The sequence below is a fragment of the Aquabacterium sp. genome, assembly GCF_048860245.1.
GTDB lineage: Bacteria > Pseudomonadota > Gammaproteobacteria > Burkholderiales > Burkholderiaceae_C > Aquabacterium.
Map to the genome: position 1 here is coordinate 13,079 of NZ_JBLIZW010000105.1, position 17,891 is coordinate 30,969.

The window sequence follows — 17,891 nt, forward strand, 5'->3', positions numbered from 1 at the left end:
TTGTCTGTTGGGAACGACAGAACGCGCCCCGGTAACACACCGGCGCGCGCTGCGAAAAGTGCCCAGCTCAAGCTGAGTAATACTGCGATTTTACCCGCCGGCGGGTTTGACCCGGATCAGACCCCGAACGAACACGCCGGAAACACGTTTTCCCCGCTCGTGGAGCCCCTCATGGCCGACCCCATCCTGCTTGCCCGTCATGGCGACACCGAATGTCATTTGCTGCCAGCGCTGGCCAACCGTCACGGCCTGATCACAGGCGCCACCGGCACCGGCAAAACCATCTCGCTGCAAAGCCTGGCCGAGAGCCTGTCCAAAATCGGTGTCCCGGTGTTCCTGGCCGACATCAAGGGGGACCTGACGGGCATCTCGCAAACGGGCGCGGTCTCACCCAAGCTGGCTGGCATCCTGGCCGAGCGCGGCCTCGACACCCCAGCGCCCTTCGCCTGCCCCACGACGCTGTGGGATGTGTTTGGTGAACAAGGCCACCCTGTACGCGCCACCGTGTCCGACATGGGTCCCCTGCTGCTGGGGCGCATGCTGGCCTTGAACGACACACAGCAAGGCGTGCTGCAACTGGTGTTCAAGATTGCGGACGACAACGGCCTGCTGCTGCTCGACCTCAAAGACCTGCGCGCCATGCTGCAACACGTGGGGGACAACGCCAGCCAGTTCACCACCGAGTACGGCAACATCAGCCCTGCCAGCATTGGCGCCATTCAGCGCGGCCTGCTGCAGGTGGAAGAACAAGGTGGCGACCAGTTCTTCGGTGAGCCCATGCTCAACATCGGCGATTTCATGCAGACGGTCGACGGCAAGGGGGTGGTCAACATCCTCGCGGCCGACAAGCTCATGAATGCGCCCCGGCTGTACGCCACTTTCCTGCTGTGGATGCTGTCCGAACTGTTCGAAACGCTGCCCGAAGTGGGCGACTTGGACAAGCCCAAGCTCGTTTTCTTCTTTGACGAAGCCCACTTGCTGTTCAAGGATGCCCCCACCGCGCTGATCGAGCGCATTGAACTGGTGGTGAGGCTGGTGCGCTCCAAAGGCGTGGGCGTCTATTTCGTGACGCAGAACCCGCTGGATGTGCCCGACACCGTGCTGGGCCAATTGGGCAACCGTGTGCAACACGCGCTGCGCGCCTTCACGCCACGCGACCAGAAGGCCGTCAAGAGCGCAGCCGAAACCATGCGCGCCAACCCCGGGCTGGACATTGCCACCGCCATCACCGAGCTGGCTGTGGGCGAAGCCTTGGTCAGCCTGCTGGACGACAAAGGCCGCCCCGGCGTGACCCAACGCGTGTTCGTCTGCCCGCCCGGTAGCCAGATCGGCCCCATCACACCGGCACAGCGTCAGGCCTTGCTGCAAGGCTCGCTGGTAGCAGGCGTGTACGAACAAGCGGTGGACCGCGAGTCTGCCTACGAGAAGCTGAAGGGCCGCGCGGCCGCAACGGCGAGCACCTCGTCCGGCGCAGGTCGTTCCATGAAAGACGAAGCCGCCGATGCGGTTCGGGGCGGCGCCCGTGATGCAGCCACCGATGCAGCGGGCAGCAGCGCTGGAGGCTGGCTGGGCGACATGGCTGGCGACTTGCTGCGTGGCAACGGCCGCAAGGATTCCATTTTGGAAACCGTGGCTAAATCAGCCGCACGCACGATTGGCTCGACCGTCGGCCGAGAAATCATCCGAGGTGTGCTGGGCTCGCTGCTGGGTGGCAGCGGCAGCCGCCGTCGCTGATCCAGGTCGGCTCGTAGGGGGCTCAGCGCCCCCAGCCGCGACGGCCATCATCCCAGTCATCGTGATGATGGTGGTGGTGATGCCGGCGCGGGCGCTCCACCATGGGAACCGGGTAACCATACAAGGGCGCTACCACTTGCGGGGCTGGCTGCATGTAAATGACCCGCGGTGGCGCTGGCATGACGACCGCAGGCGGATACATGACCACCGGTGGCGCGTAAGCCACCACACCCGGCTGCTGCACCACCCCCCAACGGCTGTTGGACACCGTGGTCCCCACGCGCCCCATGCCCTGCAAGGGCGCGTCGACATTGACCGCCCAGTACACGCCCCCAGCCTGAGCGCAGGCGGCACTCCAGGCCAAGGCGCAACCGGCCACACAACGGGACAACAGAGCAAAACGGGAAGCGATCATGAGAGGTCTCCTTCGACCTCTCTTCAACGCAGCGAGCTCACCGCACGACGACAGCCATTTGTAAGCTGTTGTTGCCCTGCGCCACCGGGTCAGTGGTGTGCGTGATGCCCGTCGCTGCGGGCCACCGCCAGGAGGTGGTTCACCTCGTCTGGGCAGGTCGCCAGATTGCGGCGGTGCCAGAGCCCAATCAAAGCCATGGTGCCCGCCACAAACAAGCCAAACGCGGTGATGGCGCCAAAGGCGGACAAACCCGATTTGGTCAAGGCGCTGTACAGGAAGCCCAGCACCAGGATGCACGCCTGCTCGTTGAAGTTCTGCACGGCAATCGAACGCCCGGCGCCCATCAGATTGTGTCCACGGTGCTGCAGCAATGCGTTCATCGGCACCACCAGGAAGCCGCCCAAGCCCCCCAAGATGATCATGAAGGGAATCGTGGGGCCCAGATCGCGCAGGAAATTCATGCCGATGACCAACAACCCCATGGCCACCCCCATCGGGATCACACGCGTGGCCATGTCCAGTCGCATCTTGACCGACGCGATCACGGCACCCACTGCCGTCCCGATGGCCACCACCCCCACCAACGAGGAGGCCTTGGTGGTGTCATAGCCCAGGGCCACGGCCGCCCACGCCAGCACGATGTAGCGCAAATTGCCCGACACGCCCCAGAACAAGGTCGTCGTTGCCAGCGAAATCTGGCCCAACTTGTCTTGCCACAAACGGCGGTTGCAGCGAGAAAAGTCGCGCACCAATTCAACCGGGTTGGCCGCGAGAGGCTGCAATGGGGTCTCGGTGCGCGGGATACGGAGGTTAAAGACCGCCGCCACCACGTAAAGGGTGATCAGCGTTGCAATCGCGGCCTCAGGTGCGGTATCGATGCCGGTATCCATCCAGGGCAAGTCCAGCGCCAGCAGATGCGGCGCAATCACATGTCCCATCAACTGCCCGCCCATGACCACCCCCAAGATGATGGAGGTGATGGTCAAGCCTTCGATCCAGCCGTTGGCCTTGACCAACTGGGAAGGCGGCAACAACTCGGTGAGGATGCCGTACTTGGCAGGCGAGTACGCCGCCGCCCCCAGCCCCACCACGGCATACGCCAGCAAGGGGTGCAACCCAAACAGCATCAGCAAACAGCCCACAACCTTGATGCTGTTGGACAAGAACATGACCTTGCCCTTGGGCAGCGCATCGGCGAACGCCCCGACAAAAGGCGCCAACACCACATAAAACAGCGCAAACATGGGCACCAAGGCAGCCCGCTGCCACTCGGGAGCACCATCGGATTTGAGCAATTCAACCGCTGCGACAAACAACGCGTTGTCAGCCAGCGAGCTGAAGAACTGCGCCGCCATGATGGTGAAAAAGCCTTTTTTCATGCGCGCGCGAGTTCCAGTATCAAGATCCGTGAAAGACAGGACAGGGTTGGACCAGCCCTGACACCCGTCAGTCGGCCATGACAACTTGGCGCCGGTTATAGCACGACCACCGGACTCCGAACGTGCTGCACCGCACAAGCCGAGCATTCCGCCCCGTTAGTTGGGGTGCTAGGGCCAACCCTTGGCAAGGCTGGCAAAATGGCTCCATGCCACGCCCGCTTGAAGCCCTGATTCACCTCGACGCCCTTCGACACAACCTGCAGCGCGCCCGCGACTGCGCCCCGGACGCGCAGGTCTGGGCAGTCGTCAAGGCCCACGCCTACGGGCACGGACTGAAGCGTGTTTACGAAGGGCTGCGCGGGGCCGATGGCTTTGCCCTCTTGGACATTGCCGAAGCACAGCGCCTGCGTGAGCTGGATTGGCGGGGCCCCATCTTGCTGCTCGAAGGCGTGTTCGACGCCCGGGACCTGGAATGGTGCTCGCGCCTCGGCCTGTGGCATGTCGTGCATTGCGACGAACAGATCAACTGGCTGGCGCAGCACAAGACCGAATGGCCGCACCGCGTGTTCCTGAAGATGAACACGGGCATGAACCGCCTGGGCTTCACGCCGCAGGCTTTCCGCAACGCCTGGCTGCGTCTGAACGCCCTCACCCAGGTCGATGAGGTGTCGTTCATCACCCACTTCTCGGACGCCGACACGCCCAAAGGCATCGCCCAGCAAGCCGAAGTCTTTTTGAGCCATACAGCCGACTTGAGCGGCGAACGCAGCCTGTGCAACAGCGCGGCCACGTTGCGACACGCCCACGACCCCGCCATTCGCGGCGACTGGGTGCGCCCCGGGGTGATGCTGTACGGCGCCTCGCCCGACTACCCCGAGCACGATGCCACCCACTGGAACCTGCAGCCAGCCATGACCTTGCACAGCAAGCTCATTGGCATCCAGCATCTGAAGGCCGGCGACACAGTGGGCTACGGCAGCCGCTTCACGGCTGACCGAGACATGCGCATCGGCGTGGTGGCCTGTGGCTACGCCGATGGTTACCCCCGCCACGCCCCGGACGGCACCCCCGTCCTGGTCGATGGCGTGCGCGTGCCGCTGGTGGGCCGCGTGTCGATGGACATGCTGGAAGTGGACCTGACCAACGCGCCTCAAGCGCAGCTGGGCACCGAGGTCACGCTCTGGGGGCGCGGCCCTCACGACAGCCTGCTGTCGATTGACGAGGTCGCCCACCATTGCGGCACGATTGGCTACGAGCTGATGTGTGCGCTATCCCCGCGTGTGCCCGTGGAAGTTCTGGAACCGCACGGGGCATAACCCCACGACCGTGTTGCCGCGCACCACTTCGGCACACTGCTTGCTTGCCCACAAGGCATCTTTTCACCTTGCGCACTGCAACGGTTCACGTTGCATTCACTTTTCATGGACATTGATCACCAACGCCACCAATTGCGCATGACCGTGCTGATGACGCCGGACATGGCCAACTTTTCCGGCAATGTGCACGGCGGCACCATCTTGAAGCTGCTGGACCAGGTGGCCTATGCCTGCGCCGCCCGGTATGCCGGCAGCTATGTGGTCACGCTGTCGGTGGACCAGGTCACCTTCCGCCAACCCATCCACGTGGGTGAACTGGTGACCTTCCTCGCATCGGTGAACTTCACCGGCAAGTCTTCGATGGAAGTTGGCATCAAGGTGATTGCCGAGAACATTCAGAGTCAGGTCGTTCGCCACGCGCAAAGCTGCTTCTTCACGATGGTGGCCGTCGGCGAAGATCGCAAGCCCACCGCTGTGCCACCTCTGACACCCAACACCCCGGACGAAGTGCGGCGCTTCAAGGCTGCGCAATTGCGTCGCTCGCTGCGCCAGGAGCTGGAACAGAAGTTCAAGGCGATTCAAGCCGGCGAGATCACCGGCGAGTGAGGTCGCTGCGGCCATGTCGCAGACAATAGCGACATGGCCAAAGACAAGACCGTTTACACCTGCAGTGAGTGCGGGGGCATCAGCCCCAAGTGGCTGGGCAAATGCCCGCACTGCAACGCCTGGAACACGCTGGAAGAAACCCGTGCCGAGTCCAGCCCCGGCAAAAACCGCATGCAGGCTATGGCCCGCGGCCTCAATGCTGCGCAGCCCGTCACCACCTTGTCTCAGATCGAGGCTGCCGAGGTGGCTCGCACCCCAACCAGCCTGGAAGAACTGGACCGCGTGCTCGGAGGCGGCATCGTGGCGGGCGGGGTGGTGCTGATTGGCGGCGACCCCGGCATTGGCAAGTCCACCCTGCTGCTGCAGGCGCTGGACGCGCTGTCACGCCAGATGCCCGTGCTGTACGTGACCGGCGAAGAAAGCGGTGCCCAAGTGGCGCTGCGCGCCCATCGACTGGGGCTGGACGGCTCACAGGTTCGGGTCCAAGCCGAAATTCAGCTGGAAAACATTCTGGCCACGCTGGAGGCCGAAAAACCCGCGTTCTGCGTCATCGACTCCATCCAGACCCTGTTTTCGGACCAACTGAGCTCCGCGCCCGGGTCGGTCGCCCAGGTGCGCGAATGCGCCGCCCACCTCACCCGCGTGGCCAAGGCCAGCGGCTGCACCATGGTGCTGGTGGGCCACGTCACCAAAGAAGGTGCCCTGGCTGGGCCTCGCGTGCTGGAACACATCGTGGACACCGTGCTGTACTTTGAAGGGGACACGCACAGCAGCTTCCGCCTGATTCGCGCCATCAAGAACCGCTTTGGCGCCGTCAACGAGATCGGCGTGTTCGCCATGACGGACAAGGGCCTCAAAGGCGTGACCAATCCGAGCGCCATCTTCCTGTCCACCCACAGCGAACCCGTGCCCGGCTCGTGCGTGCTGGTGACGCTGGAAGGCACGCGGCCGATGCTCGTCGAGATTCAGGCCCTGGTGGATGCAGGCGGGCCCAGCCCACGCCGATTGAGTGTGGGACTGGAACGAGACCGTCTGGCGATGTTGCTGGCCGTGTTGCACCGGCATGCCGGCATGGCCTGCTTTGATCAGGACGTGTTTGTCAACGCCGTGGGTGGCGTGCGCATCAGCGAACCTGCCGCCGACCTGGCCGTGTTGCTCGCCATCCAGAGCAGCCTGCGCGGCAAGGCCTTGCCCAAGGGCTTCATTGCGTTTGGCGAGGTGGGTCTGGCCGGCGAGATTCGCCCCGCGCCTCGGGGGCAAGATCGCCTCAAGGAAGCGGCCAAGCTGGGTTTCACGATCGCCGTGGTGCCCAAGGCCAATGCGCCCAAAAAGCCTGTGGAAGGACTGACCATCCACGCCGTCGAGCGGGTGGAGGAAGCCATTGAACTGGTCCGCAGCCTCATGTGAGGCCCGAACCACCGCGCCTCGTCAGCGACGAATGGCCCGACGCAAGTTCAGCCCCGTCGCGGCCAGCGCACCAAAGTAGACCACCGCCGCGCCAACCAGGCAGCCCGCGAGGAGCCCGATGCGCGCCATGGGATGCGCACGCAGACCGATCCAGTCGATGTGATGGGCAGCTGCCCACATGCCCGCCCCCAGCAGCGCCGTGGCAAACACGACGCGGGCCGTGAACACGCCCCACCCTGACGCAGGTTGGTACTTGCCAGCCTTGCGCAGGCCCATCAGCAACCAGCCCGCGTTGACCAGCGAGCCCAACCCGATCGACAAGGCCAGCCCGGCATGCCCCAGCATGGGCACAAAGATCGCGTTGAACACTTGCGTGAGCGCCAGCACCGTGATGGCGATGCGAACGGGGGTGCGGATGTCTTGGCTGGCATAAAAGCCGGGCGCCAGCACCTTCACCCCGATCAGGCCCATCAAGCCCACGCCATAGCAGGACAAGGCCATGACCGTCTGCTGCACATCATTCGGACTGAAGCGTCCGTAGTGATACAGGACGGCCACCAGGGGCTTGGCAAACACCAGCAACGCCAGCGCGCTGGGCAAGGCCAGCAAGACCACCAGCCGCAGCCCCCAGTCCAACAATTCCGAGAAACGCGCCGTGTCGCCACCGGCTTGCGCCCGAGACAATTGCGGCAGCAAGACCACACCCAGGGCGACGCCCAGCATGGCCGTCGGGAACTCCATCAAACGGTCGGCATACGTGAGCCACGACACCGCCCCGGCCCCCAGATGCGACGCAATCTGGGTGTTGACCAACAGGGACAACTGCGCCACAGACACCCCCAGCACCGCCGGCGCCATTTGGCGCAGCACGCGCTTGACGCCTGGGTGATGCCAGGCCTCGCGCCAGCGCGCAGGCGTCAAGCCCAGCCGGGGCACCATGCCGATCTTGAGCAAAGCCGGCACCTGTACCCCCAGTTGCAAGACCCCGCCGACCATCACACCCACCGCCAGGGCATATACGGGCTCGATGCCATGGTCACGAAACTGTGGCGCCAAAAACAGGGCGGCCAGAATGGTGGACAGGTTGAGCAGCACCGGCGTGACCGCCGGCACGGCAAACCGGCTCCAGGTGTTCAGGATGCCGGCACTCAGAGCCACCAATGACATGAAGCCGATGTAGGGAAACATCCACCGCGTCATCACCACAGCGGCGTCAAAACTGCCGCTTTCCTTCAGGCCCGAGGCCATCGCCCAGACCAGCACCGGCGCGCCAATCACCCCCAGCACGCAGGTCACCAGCAAGGCGCCAAACAGCACGGTGCCCACCGCATTGACCAGGTCGTGCGTGGCCTGCTCGCCGTTTTTGGTGCGACTTTCAGCCAGGATGGGCACGAACGCTTGCGAAAACGCCCCTTCGGCAAACAAGCGCCGCAACAGATTGGGGATGCGAAACGCCACGTTGAAGGCGTCGGTGGTGGCACTGGCCCCGAAGGCTGCCGCAATCAGCAACTCCCGAACCAACCCTGTGATGCGTGACGCCAGAGTCATCAGGGAGACAATGGACGCGGATTTCAGCAAGCTCATCGGGCCATTATAGGAAGCCCACCCTTCGCGTTCGCTGAAAAACTAGGCAAGGCCACCCCATGTGTGGTATGCTCGAAAGCTTTCCAACCCACTTCTGCCCTCGTTGGGTGCGAATTGGCTTAGAGCGGACACATGGGGTGTCGTCAGTTCGGCCAGGCATCTACAGGGCCTGCAAATCATGGCATCTGCATCCAAGAAGAAGACCGTCCGTATCGCTTCGGGCCGCAAGCGCGCTCGTCAGGACGTCAAGCTGAACGCCGCTAACTCTGCTCTGCGTTCCAAGTTCCGTACCGCCGTCAAGGGCGTGCTCAAGGCTGTGCAAGCTGGCGACAAGGCCAAGGCTGCTGACGCTTTCAAGGCCGCTCAATCGGTGATCGACTCGATCGCTGACAAGGGCATGTTCCACAAGAACAAGGCCGCTCGCCATAAGAGCCGCCTGTCGGCCAAGATCAAGGCCCTGGCCGCCTAATCGGTTTTCCGATTGCCCATCAAAAAGCCCGCAATTGCGGGCTTTTTTGTTTTTGGCGTGGCAGGCACAGGGCCCGCCGCCTAGGCCCTTCAGCCCTTTGCCGGAGGATCGCCAATCAGGCAGGCATCCACAACCTGAAGGTCGTTGTCCCGCGCAAAGTTGAGCACGAAGTCCCACGCCATGGGTTCGAGGTCGCGCAGCGCCTCGTTCACCACCACACACTTGATGTTGCCAAGGCTGGTCGGGATGCAATACGGCGAATAACCGATGTGAGCCCCATGCCCTTTGCCGCTGCCCCCAGGCCGGAAGCCGGCCATCACGCCGGCCAAGCGTTCTGCCCAGTCACTGGGGCGAAAGGGACGTCCTTGGGAGGTCACGCCCTTGATGAAAAGTTCGCGTCGCTTGGAGGAGGTGGGGGTAGGCAATGACGTCGACACGGTTTCGCTTCCGACCGGCTGCTCAATGGGTGATTGACAGAAGTTCGTGGCCGCCAGATTTTGTCGGACAACCACGGGGATCAAGGATCGACTTCGACGGGTAAGTCGAAGCCAACACCTTGGCGCAGGACACGTCGTTGACGAGCGTAGCCATGCGAGACAAGCGTATTGTCGCGAAGGCAAGCCCTTCCCGCAACCGGGTTTCCCCAATCCGCATGACAGAAGTGGGACACCCCCTCAGAACTGTCACCCTTGCGTGAAAAGCTGCCCCTTTTACATAGAATGTCTTTTGGCGCAGTGCCTGCTGCGCCATTTTTCGTTTTTGCTGTCTTGAGACCCCAGTCATGAATGCACCTGTGTCGATGCCCCATGTGATGCCCACCTACGGCCGCCTGCCGATCGCGCTGACGCGCGGTGAAGGCGCCTACGTCTGGGATACCGATGGCCGACGCTATCTGGACGGTTTGTCTGGCATCGCCGTGAACACACTGGGCCACGCACACCCCAAGCTGGTCGCAGCACTGCAGGATCAGGTGGGTCAGATGATCCACTGCTGCAACTATTACCAAGTGCCCTTGCAGGAAGAACTGGCGCGCCTGCTGGTCGAACGCTCGGGCTTGACCAATGTGTTCTTCTGCAACTCCGGCCTGGAAGCCAACGAAGCGGCCCTGAAGATTGCCCGCAAATACGGCCACGAAAAGGGCATTGACCGCGCTGAAGTGGTGGTGTGTGAGCGCGCCTTCCATGGCCGCTCGATCGCCACGCTGTCGGCCACGGGCAACCCCAAGGTGCACGCCGGCTTCGAACCGCTGGTGGAAGGCTTTGTCCGCGTGCCCTTCAACAGCATTGAAGCGCTGGAAGAAGTTGCCCGCACCCACCCGAATGTCACCGCCATCTTCATGGAAGTGATTCAGGGCGAAGGCGGCATCAACCCCGCCCGCGTGGAATACCTGCAAGCCGCTCGCCGCCTGTGCGACGAAAAGGGCTGGCTGCTGATGCTAGACGAAGTGCAGTGCGGCATGGGCCGCACAGGCAAATGGTTTGCCCACCAGTGGGCGGGTATCCAGCCAGACGTGATGCCGCTGGCCAAGGGCCTGGGCTCGGGCGTGCCCGTGGGCGCGGTAGTGTGCGGCCCCAAAGCGGCCAATGTGCTGCAAGCCGGCAACCACGGCACCACGTTTGGCGGCAACCCACTGGCCATGCGTGCAGGCGTGGAAACCATCAAGATCATGGAAGAGGAGCAGTTGCTCGCCCACGCCGAGCGTCTGGGCCATCACCTGATGGATGCCCTGCGCCGCGAATTGAGCAACACCAAGGGTGTGGTCGAGATCCGTGGCCAAGGCCTGATGATCGGCATTGAGCTGGATCGTCCCTGCGGCGTGATCCTCAACCGCGCCCTGGACGCCGGCCTGCTGCTGAGCGTGACCGCCGACAAGGTGGTTCGCCTGCTGCCCCCGCTGGTGTTCACCACCGAACAAGCCGACGATCTGGTCGCCATCCTCGCGCCGATCATTCGTCAATTCCTGTCTGAGAGTGCAGTCTGAGCATGAAACCCGGTATGAGTCTGATCAAGCATTACCTGCAGTTCAAAGACCTGCGCTCGCAAGAGTACGCCTACCTCTTCGACCGCGCCGCGATCATCAAGAAGCGCTTCAAGAACTACGAGAAGTACAACCCGCTGGCTGACCGCACGCTGGCGATGATCTTTGAGAAAGCCTCGACCCGCACACGCGTGAGCTTCGAGGCTGGCATGTACCAGATGGGCGGCTCGGTGGTGCACCTCACCACCGATGGCAGCCAGCTGGGCCGCAGCGAACCGATCGAAGACAGCGCCAAGGTGATCTCGCGCATGGTCGACATCGTGATGATCCGCACGTACGAGCAAGCCAAGATCGTGAAGTTCGCGGCCAACTCGCGCGTGCCCGTCATCAACGGTCTGACCAACGAGTTCCACCCCTGCCAGATCCTGGCCGATATCTTCACCTTCATCGAGCACCGTGGATCGATCCAGGGCAAGGTGGTGGCCTGGGTGGGCGACGGCAACAACATGGCCAACACCTGGCTGCAGGCGGCCGAGTTGCTGGGCTTCACGGTGCATGTGAGCACGCCAAGCGGCTATGAAATCGACCCGCAAGTGGCCGGCATCAGCAACACGAACTGCTACAAGGTCTTCAAGGACCCCATGGATGCCTGCCGTGACGCGGACCTGGTGACCACCGATGTGTGGACGTCCATGGGTTACGAGGCCGAGAACGAAGCCCGCATGAAGGCCTTTGCCGACTGGTGCGTGGACCGCGACATGATGGCCGTGGCCAAGCCCGACGCCTTGTTCATGCACTGCCTGCCCGCACACCGCGGCGAAGAAGTCGAAGCCGACGTGATCGACGGCCCGCAATCGGTGGTGTGGGACGAGGCCGAAAACCGCATGCACGTGCAAAAGGCTTTGATGGAATACCTGCTGCTGGGCCGCATCGGCTAAGCCAAGCTCAGAATCAAAAAGGGCCCGCATGTGCGGGCCCTTTTTATTGACTGTGCGATCAGGTCAGTCATGCACCAATGCATCGGTGCGGAACACCGACACCGCGGCAATCAGGTCATTGGACTGGCTGCGCAAGCGTTCGGCAGCACCGGCCGTTTCATCGACCAACGCAGCGTTTTGCTGGGTCGTGTGGTCCAGCCGGCTGATGGCCTGATTGATCTGACCAATGCCGTCGTTCTGCTCGGAACTCGACACAGTGATTTCACTGACCAAGGCGCTGACACGGCGCACTTGCTCGACCACATCACCAATGATGGTGCCGGTGTTGTCCACCAGGCCGCTGCCAGATTCGACCTGTTCCACGCTGCTGGTGATCAATTGCTTGATTTCCTTGGCTGCCTCGGCGCTGCGCTGGGCCAGTGTGCGAACCTCGCCGGCCACCACAGCAAAGCCACGCCCCTGCTCACCCGCACGGGCAGCTTCCACGGCGGCGTTCAAAGCCAGGATGTTGGTCTGGAAGGCAATGCCATCGATGACGCCAATGATGTCCGTGATCTTGCGGCTGGAATGCTGGATGCCACTCATGGTGTCCACCACGCGAGCGACCGCCTCGCCACCCTGCGCCGCCACGTTGGATGCATTGCTCGCCAGTGCATTGGCTTGATGTGCGTTGTCCACGCTGGCCTTGATGGTCGATGCGATCTGTTCGACCGAGGCCGCCGTTTCGGCGATGCTGGCTGCAGCATCTTCCGTGCGACTGCTCAAAGCCTGATTGCCACGCGCGATGTCGTTGCTGGCCGCCTCAATGGCATGCGCCGACTCACGAACTTGGTTGATTGCAGCCTCGATGTGGCGCAGCGCCTCAACCAGTTTGCGACTGGCCCGCCCTTGAGCCTCGATGTGCGCCACGGTCAGATCCAGCGTACCGTCTGAGGATTGGATCTGGTCGGCAATCTCCATCAACTCTTCAGCCGAGGCAAAGTCCGCTGCCGCGCGTGCGGCCAACAGGATCAACACCACGGATTCGACGATCACATAGACCGCATGCTCGACCACCCGCATGAAGCTGGGCTCGGTGAAACAGATCGGCCCCCAGCCCCATGTCTGGAACTGGTTGAACGTGAGGTGATGCACAGCAATGGCTGCTGCACCGGCGATCACAGGGATCGGACTGCGGTACACCACCAGGCAAGCCAGAAATGCGAAGACGGCGAAGTGAGCCTCACTGCGACCGTGCGCAACGTGGATCATCAGTCCGGTCATGGCCATGCCCAACACGGGCAAGCCCACCTTGCTCAGCGTCTCCCCCTTGGAGAAGGCCCCCACCCCAACGGCCGCCCCCAGAAACATCAAGCCGATGATCAGCGCAATGGCGAAGCTGTCATAGACAGCCCCGTAGAGCAATGCGCCCACAAAAATGGCCGCGATCCCTGAGAGCACAACGCGATCGTGACCATGGAGGAAAAAGGAAGATGTTGAGGGAGAACTCATGGAAGCCTCACGGACGGATTTGAGGGCATATCGGCCCCAACGATCTCAACTTGAGACCAGCCACCATCCATCACGACATTCCTTGATCCGCCTCAATCAACTCTGGAACCGGTAGGCCAGTCGCAGACCACCCCAATGGCGGCCCGCCACGGTAATGGGCGCAGCCGCTTCTTTCAGAAGCACAAACTGCCCGCCCCCCATGTCACGCCGGTAAGTCTGCAGCAAGAAAGGACGCTCGTTGGTCGCGGACGCCAAACCGGTCCGGTCATTGAAGATGCGGCGCCACCTAGAGTGGGCCGTGTTCCACACCACGTCCCCAGGACGCTGAGGCTGACAGTAGGCGCGGTTGTGGGTCGAGATGTAGCCGTTGCGATCGGCTGCAATGCAGAACACGATGGCGGGCAAAGCATTCAGCGCGGCTTCCTGAATAGGTGGGAACAACGCATCCGCCACGTCGTTGTACGACGTACTGTGCTGCGGAGGTTGTGTGCCGGGGATGGGCTGATAGCGTTCGTCAAATAAGCGCTCCGGCTTGATTTGACCGCTGGCCAAGGCGCGCTCCAGCGCGGCGGCAATGTCGGCCGCGACACGTTGTGCCAAATCGATGTAAGGCGTATCAGCCGTTCTGACTCCACAGGTCGCAATGTGCTCCATGAGGCGCTCAGACACCCCCAGCACCGCTTCGCTGCGCTTGACTGCACCGCCCAAAGCCAGGCGGGTCTGCCGTACTTCGCTGACCATCGACTCGACCTGATCGTCCATGCCGCGAGTCATCTCTGCACTGAGGTCTGCCGCAGACATGATGCGCTGTACGCCTTGCTCCACCCCCAGCAGCGCTTCATGGAACCGAGGTCGCCCATCACTGCGTGCGACATGCGCGTTGTCTTCCATGCTCAAGTCGGCCGCCAGGGACTGGATGCGTTGATCCAGCGCACCCACCGTGCTCATGATGGCTTTGGAGATGGATTCGACCTGGGTTGCGAGCTCTTTGACCGCATCAGCGACGACGGAAAAGCCCGCCCCTGCCTCGCCGGCGCGCTTGGCTTCGACCGATGCGTTGAAGGCGACCAATCGGGTCTGCAGCGCCACTTGTGTGATTTGCTGCGCGGCATCTGACACTTGATGCAAGGTCGACACGACTTCGCCGACTTCATGCCCCACGTGGGTCACGCTGCTGCGCGCCACCTGCATGGCTTCGAGGCTTTGTTCGGTCTCGATGCGGATTTGTGCCTGTGCGCTGTTGATGTCTTGCAGTTGACTCACCAGCTTGCCAAATGCGTCGGCCTGGCGTTGCGCAACGGCTTGAGTGTCTTCGAGGGTACCGCGCAGTTCAGCTGCCTCACGCCCCAGCCCGCTGGTGTCGTGCTGCAAAGCTTGCGCGAGCGCCTTGGCGTCATTTTGGGGTGTCGTCGGAACCGTCAAGGCTCCCGGCTCAACCGCGATATCGGATGATGGAGCGCCCTCGGCATCCCCTACCAGCCGCTTGAACAGCTTGAGCATTTGCTGCCCCCTTCACAGGTCAGCTCAACCGAGCCGACAACAGTTAACTGCCATCACCACTCGCGCAATTTGACACGCAGTCGTGCAATGGATTGGCTGTGCAACTGACAAACACGGGATTCAGTCACACCCAGTACCGCAGCGATTTCCTTGAGGTTCATGTCCTGCTCGTAGTACATGCTCATGACGTACTGCTCGCGATCAGGCAGATTCTTGATGGCATCGACCAAGGCCTGGCGCATGCGATGGTCTTGCAACAGGCTCAGCGGATCATGCCCTTCATCGCTGACATGGCGATCGAGGTAATCGTTGTCACCCTCTTCGCCGCTCATGTCTTCCAGATAGATCAGCTGGGTGCCACGCACTTTGCCGAGCATGTCCTGGTACTCGGCCAGGGTCATGTCCATCTCTTTGGCGATTTCGCTTTCTTGCGGTGCGCGACCGAGCTTTTGCTCCAATCTGTGGACGGCCGTCTCGATGTCTCGCTGCTGCTTGCGGGTGCCACGGCTGAGCCAGTCGGCCCCACGCAGTTCGTCGAGCATGGCGCCACGGATGCGCTGGGTGGCAAAGGTTTCGAATTGCACCCCCTGCCCGGCATCAAAGCGGCTTAGGGCATCGGTCAGGCCGATCATGCCCACTTGAATGAGGTCATCGATCTCGACATTGGCCGGCAGCTTGGCAATCATTTGATGAGCCAAACGACGCACCAGCGGACTGTACTGGCGCAGCATCGCATTGATGTCGAGTCGTCCCTTGGCGGTGTACATGCTGAGCTCCATGAAACTCAATTGAGTGCCGATGCGACTCGGGCAGGCAGCGCCGCCCCAGGTGACATCAGGTTGTCGAAAGCCGAGTCTCCGAGTGTAAGCGGCAGCGCGCTGTGCAACAGGGCCGCCGCCAGTTCCATGAACCGGGCGCTGGGATCTGTCACGGATGCCTCACGGGGGTCAAGCATTTGCGCACTTCGCTGAGCAACACCAAGAAAATCATCTGCGCAACGCGCCAGACGTTGAGACACTGCCTCCGCCTGGGTGCTATCGGGCGTCGCACAGACGAGCAGATCGTACGACATCCAACCACCGCGTTGACTCAGGATCTTCACTGCAGCATACGCGTCTGTGAGGCCTTCTGCCATGTCATTGGTGAAAACGAGAGGCCGCAAACCATGCGCTCTGGCACGCTGGCCAAACAATCTCACAAGTTCACTCGCTGACGCATGGATCAGGATGGTGTCGCTTTGAGGCGACGCATCTGCCAGCGCGTCAAGCAACCCACCACAGGAGCCGCGCGCATCCACATACGTCAGGGGCAGGCCGCGAGCGGGCATGTAACTGACGTGGTCAGACAACTTCTCGATGCCTTCGCTCAGGTCGAAGGCGACCAGCTCGCTGGGCGCGCGAGCTTGGTCACTCGCATCCACCACCAGGGTGTGAAGACCGAAGTTGGCATAGGCGGCGCACAGTCGCTCCAGCACCAGGCCACCGCACCCGGAACGGGGATTGGCGACAACCGGGATGAAACGAAGCACGCGCGAGGCGAACATTTGCCTGCGCCCCTGCGCCTGATCCACGGGATGATGTGGACGCAGCGCATCAGAGCTGACCGGTTGGCGTGCAGGACGGGTCATAGGTGCTGTCAGGATGAATGGTGACGACGATTCAAAGGCAGACAGGTCACAGTTCAGTGGGCCTGCGCAGCTGACAGAGGTCCTTGTGCCGATTGAGTGGAAAACACCAAGCTGACCTCATTCGGGTCCAGGCGATAGGCTGGATTGAGGCTGGCGCGCAAGGCACGATGGACCAGCGCTTGAGCGGACAGACGGTGCCAATCTTCCGGCACACGCTGGCCGTTGGCAACACCCACCACCTTCAGCTTGTGACGGATCAGGGCGTCCAGAGCGGGGCCGAGCTTCACGGCTTCATCCAGCTTGGACAGAATGACACCCGAACAGGCCGATGCCTGGTAGGCGTGCATGACGTCCTCAATGGCGTCGCCCTGGGCGGCAGTGTTGATCACCAGCAGCTTTTTGATGCTGGGGTGAGCCAGCATGTCGAGCAGTTCCTTGCAGCGGGCATCGCGCTGAGGCATGCCGGCGGTGTCGATGAGGATCATCTTCTTGCCCGACAACAGCTCCAGCAGGTCTTCCAGTGCCGCACGGTCATGCGCCATGTGGACAGGCACGCCCAGAATGCGGCCATAGGCGCGCAGTTGCTCGTGGGCGCCGACACGGTAGGCGTCCAGCGTGATCAGGCCCAGGTTCGAGGCACCGTGCTTGGCAGCAAAGGCGGCCGCCAGCTTGGCGGTCGAGGTGGTCTTGCCCACGCCGGTCGAACCGATCAGGGCAAACACGCCGCCCTGGTCTTCGATGGGGCGTTCGCGGTCGGCCGTATTCAGGTTGCGTTGCAGCACCTGGGTCGCCCACGTGGTCTCGTCCATCTCACCGATGGACACTTCAGCAGGCATGGCGTCCAGCATCTTGCGGATCAGCACGGCGGAAAAACCGCCATCGAGCAGCTTTTGAGCCAGCGCAGCCTGGGAAGGCGTGCGACCCAGCTTTTCGATGAAGGCGATGGTTTCGAAACGCTCTTTCATCATCTCGCGCATGGCGCGCAGCTCTCCCAGCATGGAGGCATTGGCATCTTGCGCCGCCTTCAAGGCAGCCAGCGTGGCCTCATCGGCGGCGACACTGCGAGCAGGCTCGCGGCGAGGGGCCACACGGTCCATCGTCAACTCTGCATGCTCGGCGGCGCGCAGCGGCAACACCTGAGCGGCCGGTGCGGGACGGGGTGCCGCTTGGCGAGGCGCAGGTTGTGCAGGGCGAGCGGCCATCTGAGGCTGCCAGGCTTCGGGCTCGGCCTCAGCGGGCATGGCGGGGCGATGCACCAAGCCTTCACCCAAGTTGATGCCGGTGTCAGCCGACGGGCGAGCCGGCGCCTTGGGCGCGGCAAAACGCTGAGTCAGTTGCTCTTCTGGCGAGGTGGACATGGCGGGCTCGGTCCGCGCTTGCAGCGCAGCCTGGCGACGCTTGAGCATGCGCTCACGCACATAGTCCTGGAAGGACAAGGTGCTCATGG

General features: G+C 62.6%; 16 protein-coding genes. 7 read left to right on the forward strand and 9 right to left on the reverse strand.

The window, feature by feature from the left end; translation table 11 throughout:
- Positions 1-171 precede the first annotated feature (171 nt).
- On the forward strand, positions 172-1,734 hold the full coding sequence (locus ACMV18_RS11945) for a helicase HerA-like domain-containing protein (RefSeq protein ID WP_420818028.1): 1,563 nt from the start codon (positions 172-174) through the stop codon (positions 1,732-1,734).
- A 22-nt stretch (positions 1,735-1,756) separates the two neighbouring features.
- On the opposite strand, the gene ACMV18_RS11950 is transcribed toward ACMV18_RS11945, so the two are convergent.
- Both ACMV18_RS11950 and lplT read right to left on the reverse strand, forming a co-directional pair.
- The gene (locus tag ACMV18_RS11950) at positions 1,757-2,149 is read right to left on the reverse strand and encodes a hypothetical protein (RefSeq protein ID WP_420818029.1); all 393 of its coding nucleotides are present in this window, start codon (positions 2,147-2,149) and stop codon (positions 1,757-1,759) included.
- An 89-nt stretch (positions 2,150-2,238) separates the two neighbouring features.
- Complete coding sequence (gene lplT, locus ACMV18_RS11955) at positions 2,239-3,528, reverse strand: lysophospholipid transporter LplT (protein ID WP_420818030.1); 1,290 nt, start codon at positions 3,526-3,528, stop codon at positions 2,239-2,241.
- Between the two features lie 206 nt (positions 3,529-3,734).
- On the opposite strand from lplT, the gene alr reads away from it, so the two are divergent.
- The 3 genes from alr (at position 3,735) to radA (ending at position 6,857) form a co-directional block, all read left to right on the forward strand.
- A complete protein-coding gene (gene alr / locus ACMV18_RS11960; protein WP_374258514.1) occupies positions 3,735-4,844 on the forward strand; it encodes an alanine racemase in 1,110 nt (369 codons plus the stop codon).
- Positions 4,845-4,955: 111 nt separating this feature from the next.
- The gene (locus ACMV18_RS11965; protein WP_420818038.1) at positions 4,956-5,450 is read left to right on the forward strand and encodes an acyl-CoA thioesterase; all 495 of its coding nucleotides are present in this window, start codon (positions 4,956-4,958) and stop codon (positions 5,448-5,450) included.
- Between the two features lie 33 nt (positions 5,451-5,483).
- A complete protein-coding gene (gene radA / locus ACMV18_RS11970; RefSeq protein ID WP_374258516.1) occupies positions 5,484-6,857 on the forward strand; it encodes a DNA repair protein RadA in 1,374 nt (457 codons plus the stop codon).
- A gap of 21 nt (positions 6,858-6,878) precedes the next feature.
- Here radA and murJ read toward each other — a convergent pair whose 3' ends face one another.
- On the reverse strand, positions 6,879-8,441 hold the full coding sequence (gene murJ / locus ACMV18_RS11975; protein WP_420818031.1) for a murein biosynthesis integral membrane protein MurJ: 1,563 nt from the start codon (positions 8,439-8,441) through the stop codon (positions 6,879-6,881).
- A 178-nt stretch (positions 8,442-8,619) separates the two neighbouring features.
- Between murJ and rpsT the strand changes: the two genes are divergently transcribed.
- A complete protein-coding gene (gene rpsT / locus ACMV18_RS11980; RefSeq protein WP_374258520.1) occupies positions 8,620-8,910 on the forward strand; it encodes a 30S ribosomal protein S20 in 291 nt (96 codons plus the stop codon).
- Between the two features lie 89 nt (positions 8,911-8,999).
- Here the strand turns inward: rpsT and ACMV18_RS11985 are convergent, their stop codons facing one another.
- Entirely contained in the window at positions 9,000-9,347 is a 348-nt protein-coding gene (locus ACMV18_RS11985; RefSeq protein WP_374258522.1) for a DUF3579 domain-containing protein, read from the reverse strand.
- Positions 9,348-9,691: 344 nt separating this feature from the next.
- Between ACMV18_RS11985 and ACMV18_RS11990 the strand changes: the two genes are divergently transcribed.
- Together ACMV18_RS11990 and argF are read left to right on the forward strand one after the other, a co-directional pair.
- A complete protein-coding gene (locus ACMV18_RS11990) occupies positions 9,692-10,891 on the forward strand; it encodes an aspartate aminotransferase family protein (RefSeq protein WP_374258523.1) in 1,200 nt (399 codons plus the stop codon).
- A 2-nt stretch (positions 10,892-10,893) separates the two neighbouring features.
- Positions 10,894-11,826, forward strand: coding sequence for an ornithine carbamoyltransferase (gene argF / locus ACMV18_RS11995; protein WP_420818032.1), 933 nt, complete (start codon positions 10,894-10,896; stop codon positions 11,824-11,826).
- Between the two features lie 63 nt (positions 11,827-11,889).
- On the opposite strand, the gene ACMV18_RS12000 is transcribed toward argF, so the two are convergent.
- From ACMV18_RS12000 to flhF, 5 genes are all read right to left on the reverse strand, one after another.
- Positions 11,890-13,317 carry a methyl-accepting chemotaxis protein gene (locus tag ACMV18_RS12000; protein ID WP_420818033.1) on the reverse strand — a complete coding sequence of 476 codons (1,428 nt, stop codon included), beginning with the start codon at positions 13,315-13,317 and terminating at the stop codon, positions 11,890-11,892.
- 96 nt (positions 13,318-13,413) lie between these two features.
- Entirely contained in the window at positions 13,414-14,817 is a 1,404-nt protein-coding gene (locus tag ACMV18_RS12005; protein WP_420818034.1) for a methyl-accepting chemotaxis protein, read from the reverse strand.
- Between the two features lie 53 nt (positions 14,818-14,870).
- Positions 14,871-15,584: an RNA polymerase sigma factor FliA gene (locus ACMV18_RS12010; RefSeq protein ID WP_374258529.1), complete on the reverse strand. Its 714-nt coding sequence runs from the start codon at positions 15,582-15,584 to the stop codon at positions 14,871-14,873.
- Positions 15,585-15,601: 17 nt separating this feature from the next.
- On the reverse strand, positions 15,602-16,444 hold the full coding sequence (locus ACMV18_RS12015; protein ID WP_420818035.1) for a flagellar biosynthesis protein: 843 nt from the start codon (positions 16,442-16,444) through the stop codon (positions 15,602-15,604).
- 53 nt (positions 16,445-16,497) lie between these two features.
- Positions 16,498-17,891: flagellar biosynthesis protein FlhF (gene flhF / locus ACMV18_RS12020; protein WP_420818036.1), on the reverse strand; the 1,394-nt coding region annotated here is incomplete at its 5' end.

Coding starts and splice junctions, on each gene's coding strand:
- ACMV18_RS11945 (WP_420818028.1), top strand. CDS start 172: ATGGCCGACCCCATCCTGCTTGCCCGTCATGGCGACACCGAATGTCAT.
- ACMV18_RS11950 (WP_420818029.1), bottom strand. CDS start 2,149: ATGATCGCTTCCCGTTTTGCTCTGTTGTCCCGTTGTGTGGCCGGTTGC.
- lplT (WP_420818030.1), bottom strand. CDS start 3,528: ATGAAAAAAGGCTTTTTCACCATCATGGCGGCGCAGTTCTTCAGCTCG.
- alr (WP_374258514.1), top strand. CDS start 3,735: ATGCCACGCCCGCTTGAAGCCCTGATTCACCTCGACGCCCTTCGACAC.
- radA (WP_374258516.1), top strand. CDS start 5,484: ATGGCCAAAGACAAGACCGTTTACACCTGCAGTGAGTGCGGGGGCATC.
- murJ (WP_420818031.1), bottom strand. CDS start 8,441: ATGAGCTTGCTGAAATCCGCGTCCATTGTCTCCCTGATGACTCTGGCG.
- rpsT (WP_374258520.1), top strand. CDS start 8,620: ATGGCATCTGCATCCAAGAAGAAGACCGTCCGTATCGCTTCGGGCCGC.
- ACMV18_RS11990 (WP_374258523.1), top strand. CDS start 9,692: ATGAATGCACCTGTGTCGATGCCCCATGTGATGCCCACCTACGGCCGC.
- argF (WP_420818032.1), top strand. CDS start 10,894: ATGAAACCCGGTATGAGTCTGATCAAGCATTACCTGCAGTTCAAAGAC.
- ACMV18_RS12000 (WP_420818033.1), bottom strand. CDS start 13,317: ATGAGTTCTCCCTCAACATCTTCCTTTTTCCTCCATGGTCACGATCGC.
- ACMV18_RS12005 (WP_420818034.1), bottom strand. CDS start 14,817: ATGCTCAAGCTGTTCAAGCGGCTGGTAGGGGATGCCGAGGGCGCTCCA.
- ACMV18_RS12010 (WP_374258529.1), bottom strand. CDS start 15,584: ATGTACACCGCCAAGGGACGACTCGACATCAATGCGATGCTGCGCCAG.
- ACMV18_RS12015 (WP_420818035.1), bottom strand. CDS start 16,444: ATGACCCGTCCTGCACGCCAACCGGTCAGCTCTGATGCGCTGCGTCCA.